The sequence below is a fragment of the Sphingobacteriales bacterium genome (assembly GCA_016700115.1).
GTDB lineage: Bacteria > Bacteroidota > Bacteroidia > Chitinophagales > UBA2359 > UBA2359.
Genome location: CP064999.1, coordinates 1,580,861 through 1,593,935 on the forward strand (window position 1 = coordinate 1,580,861; position 13,075 = coordinate 1,593,935).

The 13,075-nt window shown below is 40.2% G+C and carries 9 protein-coding genes; 7 read left to right on the forward strand and 2 right to left on the reverse strand.

The window, feature by feature from the left end:
- Positions 1-13: 13 nt before the first annotated feature.
- The 7 genes from IPM47_05565 to IPM47_05595 are packed head-to-tail and all read left to right on the forward strand — an operon-like array spanning position 14 to position 11,529.
- Positions 14-3,430, forward strand: a complete 3,417-nt coding sequence (locus tag IPM47_05565; protein QQS30414.1) for a hypothetical protein — start codon at positions 14-16, stop codon at positions 3,428-3,430.
- A gap of 50 nt (positions 3,431-3,480) precedes the next feature.
- Positions 3,481-4,767 (forward strand): glycosyl hydrolase family 17, encoded by a 1,287-nt coding sequence (locus IPM47_05570; protein QQS30415.1) that lies wholly within the window; start codon positions 3,481-3,483, stop codon positions 4,765-4,767.
- Positions 4,768-4,772: 5 nt separating this feature from the next.
- Positions 4,773-6,266, forward strand: a complete 1,494-nt coding sequence (locus IPM47_05575; GenBank protein ID QQS30416.1) for a glycoside hydrolase family 30 protein — start codon at positions 4,773-4,775, stop codon at positions 6,264-6,266.
- A gap of 34 nt (positions 6,267-6,300) precedes the next feature.
- Positions 6,301-7,731, forward strand: a complete 1,431-nt coding sequence (locus IPM47_05580) for an MFS transporter (GenBank protein QQS30417.1) — start codon at positions 6,301-6,303, stop codon at positions 7,729-7,731.
- Between the two features lie 56 nt (positions 7,732-7,787).
- Entirely contained in the window at positions 7,788-8,693 is a 906-nt protein-coding gene (locus IPM47_05585; protein ID QQS30418.1) for a glycosyl hydrolase, read from the forward strand.
- 10 nt (positions 8,694-8,703) lie between these two features.
- A complete protein-coding gene (locus tag IPM47_05590; protein QQS30419.1) occupies positions 8,704-9,645 on the forward strand; it encodes a glycosyl hydrolase in 942 nt (313 codons plus the stop codon).
- Between the two features lie 42 nt (positions 9,646-9,687).
- Positions 9,688-11,529 carry a T9SS type A sorting domain-containing protein gene (locus IPM47_05595; protein QQS30420.1) on the forward strand — a complete coding sequence of 614 codons (1,842 nt, stop codon included), beginning with the start codon at positions 9,688-9,690 and terminating at the stop codon, positions 11,527-11,529.
- Positions 11,530-11,593: 64 nt separating this feature from the next.
- On the opposite strand, the gene IPM47_05600 is transcribed toward IPM47_05595, so the two are convergent.
- Together IPM47_05600 and IPM47_05605 are read right to left on the reverse strand one after the other, a co-directional pair.
- On the reverse strand, positions 11,594-12,610 hold the full coding sequence (locus tag IPM47_05600) for a transposase (protein QQS30421.1): 1,017 nt from the start codon (positions 12,608-12,610) through the stop codon (positions 11,594-11,596).
- Positions 12,571-12,939 carry a hypothetical protein gene (locus tag IPM47_05605; protein ID QQS30422.1) on the reverse strand — a complete coding sequence of 123 codons (369 nt, stop codon included), beginning with the start codon at positions 12,937-12,939 and terminating at the stop codon, positions 12,571-12,573. Before IPM47_05605 ends, IPM47_05600 begins: the two co-directional genes overlap by 40 nt.
- Positions 12,940-13,075: the final 136 nt, after the last annotated feature.

Consider the following 13,075-nt stretch of genomic DNA (forward strand, 5'->3'; position numbering starts at 1 on the left):
AAAGCGCAAAACTGTGGCAATCAACAGAATAGAAATTGAACAGGAAGTTTGGTATAAAATAACCAATCACGACTTGCTACGCCCCTTTTTAATGAGTGTGGTGAGCAATTCGAACCATTGGATGTTTATTTCAAGCAACGGCGGACTTACCGCTGGGCGCAAAAATCCACAGTACGCCCTTTTCCCTTATTATACCGATGACAAACTGTCGGAATTTGCCGAGTTTACAGGAAGTAAAACCATTTTCCGGGTTGCTTTTGAAGGTGAAATACATGTTTGGGAGCCTTTTTCAGACAGATGTGATGATAGTTCTGACATTGGCAGGAACTTGTATAAAAATTGCTACGGGAATAAAATAATGTTTGAAGAACTAAACCATCACTTAGGTTTAATTTTCAGATACCAATGGAATACAAGTCATGAATTTGGATTTGTTAAAAAATCCGAGTTAGTCAACACATCGGGAAAAGATTACCAAATAACTGTGTTAGATGGCATTCAAAACATCATGCCCTATGGTGTGAGCAGTTATTTGCAAATAACGGTCAGCAACCTGGTAGATGCTTATAAAAGAAATGAATTGGTTAAAACAACCGGTTTGGGGATTTTTGCACTAAGTGCTATTATAGTTGATAAAGCCGAGCCAAGCGAAGCGCTGAAGGCAAATATAGCCTGGTCGTTAGGTTTGGAAAATCCGGAATACCTGCTTTCTTCTTTACAATTAAACAGTTTCCGAAAAAATCAAGCTATCAGGGAGGAACTTGATATAAAAGGTGAGAAGGGAGCATACTTTGTTCATGCAACTTTTCAATTAGCCGAAAACGAAGCTAAAAAATGGAAGATTGTTGCCAATGTAAACCAAAACCATGCTCAAATAATAGCGCTCAACAATTTAATTCAAACAAGGGAAGACCTGAACAGCCTATTGGAAGCAGATATTGCTGAAGGCACTCAACAATTAACACAGCTTGTTGCGGGAGCAGATGGTTTGCAATTGAGTGCCGACACTTTAAAAGATACAAGACACTATTCCAATGTGCTGTTTAACATCATGCGCGGTGGCATTTTCGACAACAATTACCAAATCACCAAATCCGATTTCGTAGCTTACTTGTATCATGCCAACAATAAAGTTTTTCAAAACAACGAAAACTTTATCAATTCCCTTCAAAACGAATTCGACAAACAAGAACTGTTCAATCTTTTATCGGCTCAACAAGATCCCGATTTAATCAGGTTGTGTAAGGAATATCTGCCACTGAAATTCAGTCGAAGGCACGGAGATCCAAGCCGTCCGTGGAATTACTTTTCCATCAATATGCACCATGAATTAGACGGCTCAAAGATATTGGATTATGAAGGGAACTGGCGGGATATTTTTCAAAACTGGGAAGCATTGGCTCATTCCTTTCCCGATTTTTTAGAAGGAATGATATTTAAATTTTTAAATGCTTCCACGTTTGACGGGTATAATCCTTACCGGGTGACCAAAAGCGGTTTTGACTGGGAGACAGTTGAGCACGATAATCCATGGTCGTACATTGGTTATTGGGGAGACCATCAAATTATTTACCTGCTTAAGTTTTTGGAGATTTTTTACCATCACGAGCCGGATACATTGTATCAATTATTTAACAGTGAACACTTTGTCTATGCCAATGTGCCTTACAAAATCAAATCCTATCAGGAAATTGTCCAAAATCCCAAAGACACCATTCTGTTTGATGAAAAGGCAGATTTATCAATACGGAAAAAAATAACCGAATTAGGTGCGGATGCTGCTTTACTAAGCAACCGTAAACATGAAATTCACCGCGTTAATTTTCTTGAAAAATTATTGGCTGCCGTTTTGGCAAAAGTTTCCAATTTTATTCCCGAAGCCGGTATTTGGATGAATACGCAACGCCCCGAATGGAATGATGCCAATAACGCATTGGTGGGCAACGGAGTTTCAATGGTTACGCTATACTATTTACGAAGATTTTTGAAGTTTTTTGAAGCCCTAATTCAACAATCACAAATTGAACAAGTAGCTGTTTCGGAAGAACTCTATGCTTTTTTTACCGGCATATCAGGTGTTCTTTCCAAACATCAATATTTGTTGAACGGCAAGGTAAATGACCGTAACAGAAAAACAATTACCGATGCGCTTGGCCAAACAGGCAGCAATTACAGAGAAAGCATTTACCGATTAGGTTTTAGCGGAGAAAAAACAGCATTGAAACTCAATGCAATATCCAACTTTTTACAAACAGCCCTTCACTACATTGAACATTCGATTGAAGCAAATAAGCGCCCCGATGATCTTTATCATGCCTACAATCTGATTACTATTCACAAAGAGGAAATTTCAATTTCCTATTTGAGCGAAATGCTCGAAGGGCAAGTGGCGGTCATCAGTTCAGATTATTTACCGGCAGACGAAATTGTAAAATTGTTGAACTCGCTTCGAAACAGCTCTTTATACAGAAAAGACCAAAACAGTTATCTGCTGTATCCAAATAAAGAACTCCCCGGTTTTTTAGCCAAAAACAATATACCGGATTTGTTCATTCAAAAGTCATTCTTACTGCAAAAATTGATAGCCGATAACAACTTCCAGATTGTCAATCAGGATGTAGCAGGCGGCTATCATTTTAACGGCAATTTTACCAATGCCTATGATGTCAAATTAGCATTGGAAAACCTCAAATCGAGCGCTGAATACAAAGAATTGATAGAAAAAGAAACCCATGTCATTTTAGAAATTTTTGAATCTGTTTTTAATCATAAAGAATTTACCGGACGATCGGGTACTTTTTTTGGTTACGAAGGTTTGGGTTCTATTTATTGGCATATGGTTTCCAAACTTCACTTAGCAGTACAGGAAGCCTGCTTATCAGCCTTCAACCAACAAAATAACCATAATTCACTCAATGCTTTAATATCCCATTTCTTTGAAATTGGCGAAGGCATAGGCATTCATAAACCCGCCGATCTCTATGGGGCTTTTCCTACCGACCCCTATTCGCACACACCTCTGCATAGAGGAGCGCAGCAACCTGGAATGACCGGACAGGTAAAAGAAGACATCTTGGTGAAGTTTGGATCGCTGGGGGTATTTGTCAATCAGAGTTGCTTGGTTTTTAATCCCTGTTTGTTGAAAAAAAATGACTTCCTGACCGAATCGCAATCCTTCCACTTTTTTAAAACCAATTCAGAACACGGACAAATTCAATTAGCACCTAAGTCGCTTGGATTTACCTACTGCCAAACGCCGGTAGTGTATAAAATTGACAACGAAAACAAAATAAAAGTAAGATTTATAGACGGAACAGTGAAAGAACACAATACACTTAGTTTGGATAAAGAAACAAGCCGGATGGTATTTCAACGAACCGGTGAAATTGACCAAATTCTTGTTTCCATTCAAGAAACGAAGGTGCTGTAAGGTTTTTAATCCTGTTTTTAGCCTTTATCATTTGAGCTATCAAGTACAACATGTATAGATTTTTGATTTTCTCCATTTTAATGATAGTATGTTTCAATCTGATCTCTTGCGCTCAAAGTAAGGAATCAAAAACGAACACTATGAACAAAACCGCAGCAGATATTCTTGGCAATCGAGAGTATTTGGCAATTTGTTATGGCGGATATCGTCAAAAATCAAGAGATGTACAACCTACCGTTGCAGAGTTGAAAGAAGATATGCAGATATTGGCTGCAATGGGTATTAAATTGGTCAGAACCTATAATGTTTACTTAGAAGAAACGGCTAAATTACTTAAAGCTATCACCGAATTAAAGCAAGAACAACCCGGGTTTGAGATGTATGTGATGTTGGGCGCATGGATAGATTGTAAAAATGCACGTACAGACAAACCTAATCATGATGAAGAAAGCGAGCAAAATGCAGGAGAAATTGATAGAGCCGTAGCCCTGACAAAACAATATCCTGATATAGTAAAAATAATTGCGGTTGGCAATGAAGCAATGGTCAAATGGGCAACCTCTTACTTCGTACAGCCCGGTGTGATCCTAAAATGGGTCAACCATTTACAAGACCTGAAAGCTAAGGGAGAACTTCCGTCAACTTTGTGGATTACAAGTTCCGATAATTTTGCCTCTTGGGGAGGTGGTGATGCAGAGTATCATGTAGAGGACTTAGACCGGTTGATTAAAGCGGTAGATTTTATTTCGATGCACACCTATCCTATGCACGACACTCACTACAATCCCGATTTTTGGGGTGTTCGGGAAACAGAAACCGATTTACCAGAATTGGAAAAAATAGATGCGGCTATGTTAAGAGCAAAAAACTACGCCATATCTCAATATCAGAGTGTGTTAACTTACATGGAAAGTATAGGGGTAAACAAACCTGTTCATATTGGCGAAACAGGATGGGCAACTCAATCCAATGAACGCTATGGCAGTAACGGTTCAAAAGCTACCGATGAATATAAATCGGGTATCTTTTACAACCTGATGCGTGAATGGACAAATGAAGCGGGAATAACCCTTTTTTATTTCGAGGCTTTCGACGAACAATGGAAAGATGCTGCTAATCCTTTAGGTTCAGAAAACCATTTCGGACTAATCAATTTGCAATCGCAAGCAAAATACGCCTTATGGAATTTGACCGATAACGGTGCTTTTAAGGGATTAACCCGAGATGGCAAACCTATCACAAAAACATATAGCGGGAATATAGAGGCATTGCTGAAAGAGGTGAACACGCCACCTACCGAATTGGAAATTAAAGCATTAAAAAAACACAATAATTAGTAGCTATGGAAAAATATCTACTCGCCACTATTTTGCCGGTATTCATCATGATCGCAAGTTTTAGTTACCCGACATTAAGGGCGGTAGAGATATTTGAAACCTCTGAAGGAGGCAACCGGCTCACAAAAGTATCTGATTTTCCAATCGTTGAAGAATTTGCCTATGTTGCAATATTGCCTGATGAAAAATATCAAACCATCACAGGGATTGGCGGCTCATTTACCCAGGCATCTGCCTACCTGCTTCACCGGTTGAGCAAAGAAAATCGCGCAAAAATTATAGAAGCCTATTTCGGTGAATCCGGAGCTAAATACTCCCTCACCCGTACTCATATTAACTCCTGTGATTTTTCATTGGGTAATTATGCATACGCTTCAGTCAAAGACGATAGACTGTTGGAGCATTTTACTATAAAAGAAGACCTGATTTATCTCATACCCATGATTAATGAAGCTAAGGCTGCTTCAAAAGAAGGGGTTAAAATAATTTCCACTCCTTGGACCGCACCACCTTGGATGAAAGACAACAATGCTTGGAAGGGCGGCAAACTGCTGCCTGAATATTATGAAACATGGGCATTGTATTTCTCTAAATATTTAACCGCTTACCAAACTGAAGGTATAGATGTTTGGGGAATTACCGTAGAAAACGAACCGTTGGGTAATGACAGCAACTGGGAGAGTATGCACTTTACCCCTCAAGAAATGAACCATTTTGTCAAAAACTATTTGGGTCCCAAATTACAAAGAGATGGACATGAAGTAAAAATTTTGGGGTATGACCAAAACCGCGACGAAGAATTAAAGGAATGGGTAGATATCATGTATGATGATGTTCAGGCAAGCAAATATTACGCCGGAACAGCCATACATTGGTATGCAAGCACTTACGACTTTTTCCCCGTTGCTTTGCAATATGCTCATCACAAAGCTCCCGATAAACATTTAATTCAAACCGAAGCTTGTATTGATGCACAAGTTCCGAGATGGAAAAACGATGCCTGGTTTTGGTCAAAAGAAGCAACCGATTGGGGGTGGGATTGGGCACCGCCCGAAAAAAAACATTTGCATCCTAAGTATATACCGGTTTTCCGTTATGCGCAGGATTTAATAGGTTGCCTGAATAACCACGTAGATGGTTGGATTGACTGGAATATGGTGCTCGACAAACAAGGAGGACCCAATTGGGCAAAAAACTGGTGTATTGCTCCGGTGATTGTGGACCCCGATAACGATGAAGTTTATTTCACTCCTTTGTACTACATCATGGCTCACTTTAGCCGGTTTATAAGACCCGGTGCCGTGAGAATTGGTTTTGAACATTCAGATCAAGACCTCATGGTAACAGCAGCCCAAAATCCCGATGGAGACATTGCAGTTGTCTTGTTTAATCCTACCAACGAAGCAAAGGGACTCCAAATTAGTTTATCCGGAAAAACTACCCGATTGGTCATTAGCGCCAAAGCAATTCAAACCATGCTGATTTCAGATAATAAATAATACTCCAAATAGCAAACATTTTAAACATTACATCATGTCGCATTATACAACTGCTCCAAAAGACAGAGTACCTATCATTCAAAAAGCAGCCTATGGTGCCGGGTCTTTAATCAATAATTTACTGCCGGGCGCATTAGGGGTGTTCTCTTTCTTTTTATTAACTGCATTTGGCATGGATCCTTTTCTTGCCGGGTTGCTTGGCGGTTTGCCAAGAATATATGATGCCATTACCGACCCTATCATGGGGTATATATCCGATAATACCAAATCTAAATGGGGGCGCAGAAAGCCGTATATTTTTATAGGCGCAATAATGAGTGGCTTGTTTTTTATGGCATTGTGGCAACTGCATCCTGAGAATTCACAGACATACAATTTCTGGTACTTTCTTATTTTCTCCTTAATATACCTGACCGGCAATACTATATTTTCTACTCCGCTGATAGGGCTTGGATATGAAATGACCTCTGATTACAGCGAGCGCACCCGTTTGATGGGGTTTGCACAAACTATCGGGCAAGTTGCATGGATGATAGTACCCTGGTTTTGGGTAATTATTGCCAACCCTAATTTATTTGAAACACAGGCGGAAGGTGTTCGTACATTTGCTGTCATAGTTGGGGCAGCATGTATGATTATTGGTATAATGCCGGCTATATTTTGTAAAGAAGTAGATCAAACCAACCTCTTCAACAGAGATGATATTACCTTCAAAAAACTATACCAAAATTTAAAGGGGCTTTTAAAAAACATGGTGTTGATTTTTGAAAACAAATCATTTTTAAGATTATGTGGTGCTACGTTTTTAGTGTTCAATGGTTTTCAGATGGTTGCCTCTTTTAGTTATTTTATCATTGTTTTTTACATGTTTCAGGGCGATTATGGCGCAGCCGGTACTTGGCCGGCTTGGTTTTCTACTATCAGTGCCATCACTACTGCGCTTTTGATTATTCCTGTAATTACCTGGATGGCAAATAAATGGGGGAAAAGAAAGGCCTTTATCATCTCTACCGCTATTTCTATGGTAGGATACTTATTAAAATGGTGGGGATTTGATCCCGATAATCATTGGCTTATTTTCATGCCTATTCCATTTATGGTGTTTGGAATTGGGGGGCTTTTTACCCTCATGATGAGTATGACAGCCGATGTATGCGACTTGGATGAATTGAATAACGGCATGCCCCGAAAAGAAGGCACCTTTGGCGCTATTTATTGGTGGATGGTTAAACTCGGTCAAGGACTTGCCTTAGTGCTTGGAGGATTGGTTCTGAAAATGGTTGGCTTTGATCAAAAAGCCACTGTTCAGGCTGCCGAAACCTTAACGCGGTTAAGGCTTGCCGACATTTTTATTCCTGCAATTACCGCCGGAATGGCAATTTTGGTGATGTGGAATTACGATTTAAGCGAGGAAAAAGCGAGGGAAATTAAAAACGAACTGGTGAAAAGACGAGGCGAATTGTAATCATCCCTTCTTTAACCTTTTAACACTTTCACTATATCTTTTAAACCTTTTTCAATATGTCATTTAGGGAAGAAAAATTCTTAAAGTTCAAGGAATTGGGCTATCCGGCAGGAGAAAGCTATTTAGCTGAAATGTCTGAGGGAGACATTGAAAATTTATTTCTGGAAGTATTGTACAATGGTGTTCATGGCTTTTGCTTCAGCTTGTACGAAGATGGTCAAAAACCCGGCGATATCATTTCGGAAGAACAAATTAACCGTAGAATGCAAATTCTAAAACGATATACGTCCTGGGTGAGGTCGTTTTCTTGTATTGAAGGCAACGAATTTATACCCAAATTAGCCAAAGAAGCAGGACTGAAAACCTTAGTAGGCGCTTGGTTGGGAAGCGACAAGGAAAAAAACCGGCAAGAAATTGATGGGCTTATTCAATTAGCCAAAGAAGGATATGTAGATATTGCGGCAGTAGGAAACGAAGTCCTTTACCGGAATGATTTAACAGAAAATGAACTGTTGGACTACATTGAACTGGTTAAAAAAGAAATTCCGGAAGTGCCGGTCGGCTATGTAGACGCCTATTACGAATTTGTCAAAAGACCCGAAATAACAGAGCGCTGCGACATCCTTTTGTGCAATTGTTACCCCTATTGGGAGGGCACTGCTTTCAAAGATTCGTTGCATCACATGCAACAAATGTATCAACAAGTAAAAAACGTAGCAGATGGGAAAAAAGTAGTGATTACAGAAACAGGTTGGCCAAGCAAAGGGAAAGAATTAGGCAAAGCTGTTCCAACACATCTTAATGCCATGAAATATTTCATCAACACCCAACTTTGGGCACATGATAAAAATATTGAGGTATTCTACTTCTCCTCATTTGATGAGTCGTGGAAGGTGAGTGTAGAAGGTGAAGTTGGCGCATATTGGGGGATTTGGGATAGCAACGGGATGTTAAAATTTTAGCCGTCAAAACATGTACAACACTCTAAAAATATCGCCGGATAGGGCAATTTGTTATTCGGGTTTCAGAGAAGGGCAATGCCCCGGCGGGCTTTACCCAAGCTATGCCGAAGTAAAAGAGGATTTACTGCTGTTGCACCAACATTGGAAATATCTGAGGTTATTTGATTGCGACCAACATGCGCAAACTGTTCTCGATGTGATTGTTAAAGAAAAGTTGGACTTCAAAATAATGCTTGGTGCATACATTGAAGCTGAAATGAACAATTTTAATTGTCCTTGGAACGGCGGCGTTTACTCGGAAGAACAATTGGAAGAGAACATCATCAGCAACAAGAAAAAAATTATCCGATTAGCTGAAATGGGTAATCAATACCCTGAAATCATTTTTGCATTGTCTGTTGGAAATGAGGCCTGTGTGGAATGGACAGATCATTACGTGCCTGAAAACAAAGTGTCGGAGTATGTAAAAACTGTTAAAAAAACAGCTATACAACCCGTTACTTTTTGTGAAAACTATGTGCCCTGGTTATTAAAATTAGAAAAACTGGCTGAAGAAGTTGATTTTATCTCTATTCATACTTATCCGGTTTGGGAATACAAGCATATTCGTGAAGCCCTGGATTTTACCAAAGAAAATTACTATTCCGTAGCCAAAAAATACCCTCATAAAGAGGTGGTTATTACCGAAGCAGGTTGGGCGACCAATTCCAACGGAAGAGGTATTGACCCTGAACATGTAAATGAAGTGCATCAGCAAATTTATTTTGAAAAACTGATGGATTGGACAGAAAAAGAAAACATCACTACTTTCTTTTTTGAAGCATTTGACGAAAGTTGGAAAGGGTCGCACGAACCCATGGAACCCGAAAAACATTGGGGGTTGTTTAAAATTGACCGAACCCCTAAGTTAGCTTTGAAACACTACCTTAAAAGAAATTTAACAACGCCATAATTTGGGTGTTGCCATTTATTTATTTACTAAATTTTATTTGTCATGAAAAAATTTACATTTTTTTTGCTTGCTTTTATAGCATCAGCAATGAGTTTTGCACAAAATGCTCCTGTCAATTTTGAAACCGGCGGAAACGGTGCCGGTTGGACCTGGACAGTTTTTGAAAATGCCACCAATCCTCCGCTTGAAGTGGTGGCAAATCCGGACCCATCAGGAATCAATACCTCTGCTACAGTAGCCAAATTTACCGCCCTTCAAACAGGGCAACCTTGGGCAGGTTGCGAGTCGCTTCATGGCAATACCGACCTCGGACCTTTTGTTCTCGATGCAACCAATTCCATCATCAAAATAATGGTCTGGAAATCTGTTATCAGCGATGTGGGAATTAAACTTGCCGCACCAACAGGTTGGGCACAACCCGAAATTAAAATTGCCAATACCTTGGTTAATCAATGGGAAGAACTCACCTTTAATTTTTCTTCTTATCTGAACCCTCCTACAAGCGAAGGACAATTAGACCAAATTATCGTTTTTCCGGATTTTAACTTAGGTGGCAGAACGGCAGACAACATCATTTATTTCGACAACATTACCTTCTCGGCAGGAGGTGGCGGTTCAACCGAGCCGACTGTTGCCGCACCTACACCCACTCATCCGGCATCAAACGTTATCTCTATGTTCAGTGATGCTTATACCAATGTTCCGGTGGATACCTGGCGCACCGATTGGTCTGCTGCTACGCTCGAAGATGTGTTGGTTGCAGGAAATGCAACTAAAAAGTATTCCCTTTTAGATTTTGTCGGCATCGAAACCGTTGCCAATCAAATAGATGCTACCGGCATGACGCATTTCCATCTCGATGTATGGTCGGCCGATTTTACCTTTTTCGGAGTGAAATTAGTAGATTTTGGTGCAGATGGAGCATTTGGCGGAGGAGACGATACCGAGCATCAGGTAAACTTTAATGCCCCTGCTCAGGCACAGTGGGCAAGTTTGGATATTCCGTTAAGCAGTTTTACAGGACTTACTTCACAGTCAAACTTGGCACAACTCATATTGGTCGGGCAGCCTTCGGGGGCAAATACTGTGTATGTGGACAATGTTCTTTTTTTCAACAATGGAGGTGGTTCTCCTGAGCCTACGGTTGCTGCTCCAACGCCTACACATCCCGCAGCAAATGTTATCTCTATGTTCAGCGATGCTTATACCAATGTTCCGGTAGATACCTGGCGCACCGATTGGTCTGCTGCTTCACTCGAAGACGTGTTAATTGCAGGTAATGCTACTAAAAAGTATTCTTTGTTAGATTTTGTCGGCATCGAAACCGTTGCCAATCAAATAAATGCTTCGGCAATGTCTCATTTTCATCTCGATGTATGGTCGGCCGATTTTACTTTCTTTGGCGTAAAATTGGTTGATTTTGGCGCAGATGGTGCTTTTGGCGGAGGGGACGATACCGAGCATCAGGTAAACTTTACCGCACCGGCGCAAGCACAGTGGGTAAGTATGGATATTCCTCTAACTGATTTTACAGGACTTACTTCGCAATCACATATTGCACAACTCATCCTTGTTGCTCAACCTACCGGTTTAAGCACGGTTTTTGTGGACAATGTTTATTTTTACGACATCAACACAGGCATCAATGATTTGACTCAAAGCCAAATTGAAATTCTGGTTTTTCCTAACCCCGTTAAAGCAGGCACACAATTGCACCTGAGTGAAGAAGTCAATCAATTGGATATTGTTGATTTAAGCGGAAAAGCAGTATTGTCTTCCAACGGTTTATTGATAGATACAACCGGGTTAGCAAAAGGTATTTATCTGGTAAAAATACTAACTAACGAGGGATTGACCCAAACGAAAAAACTTATTGTAGAATAATTCAACAAGGCTGCCACAAATATAAGATAAGACGGTCGTGTTTTTTCTTCTATATTATAGATATTTAAGCGACATTGACCAAATCTGTTGGCATAAACCCGTCTGCGAATTGAGTATTAAAAATTGAATCGGGCGATTTTCGTACCAATTTAATAACTGTTTTGACCGTAAAACGCGTATTACAGAGTATTTTGAGGTCTAAAATGCTAAAGTTAGGGTTATTGTATTTAACCTGATATTGTGCCTGCAAAATTTTAGCCGTCAAGGTAGCGGTAAAGCATAGATTAACAAAATTGGTCAGATTTTTCGAGGTGTAGTTTTTGAAATCGGATAGTCCGAAAAATTGTTTGGCATCCCGAAAGTCAAACTCAATCTGAAAACGCAAACTATAATAATCTATCATAGTTTGCCAGTCGAGGTTAGGGTCGGTGGTGCAAAATTTAGAGAAGGCTACTTTTTGGGTTTTCAAATTGGTTATTTTTACTATCCCCACATTTAACAGGTTTTTGCTTAAGGATTTGTTGTAACAGGGCAGTTGCCATATCTGAGTAAGGAGACCATTTTCGGTTTTGGTGTCTTTCAGTTCTTGGTTATCAAGGTTGTTCAAATCTACTTTTTCTCCGTATTTTTTGGGTCTTCCCCGATGTTTTGGGGCTACTGGGTCTGAGTAGGCATAGACGAGGGCGGCATTTACAGGCAAACGGGTAATCAGGTGAAGTCCGGTCTTTGTTACCGCAGAGAAATAATCTGCCGAGGCATAAGCACAGTCTGCTACCATATAGGTCAGGTTGATGCCCGGTAAGCACGAAAGCAACTTGTTTAACAAGGCGGTGAATGCCCGAAAGGATGCCGTAGGATTGGGCTGCTTGGGTCGGTTTTTGCTGCCTTGCTTCCTGCCACGAACCAAACATCTGCCTTCGGCACTGCGCCGCTTGCCAGCTAATGCCTTCTTTTTCTGTTCCGCTATCCGCTTCCTGTCCCCCTCTGTCTGTACGACTTGCTCTACCACCATCGGATATGATTTCCGTTTCCCCACAGCTATCAGAGAAGCACAAAAAAACAAATCCCGAATATGGGGCATTTCTGAATGCTGCTCCAAAACTTCGACAAACCATAGGTCTTGTCCCGACTTTTCCCTTCTACCACTTCGTCTATGGCTATAATATAATTCTCCTCCGGTTGATACACCCACTTCAAAAACAACTTCATACGAATGCGCTCCCACAGGTAGTCCTCTGACATAAAACGAAACCAAGTGCGAACAGAGTAGTTACTATAGCGGCATAAACTCCGTACACTTACTCCATATCGAATACACATAAAACAGTACAGAAAATCCCTTAATTGTAATATCTTTGCTACTGACAGGATGTCTTTATATAACTCTAAAGGCAGAATGTTGGGAGGCATATACTTTGATTTTGGGTTTGCAATTCGCAAAATTACAAAGATATCGCCTCCCTTCTTTTTTTTAATGTGTGGCAGCCATGTTGATAATTAATTCTTAATTTAGAGCCGTCTTGTAAATAGACGGCTCTTTTTTTTT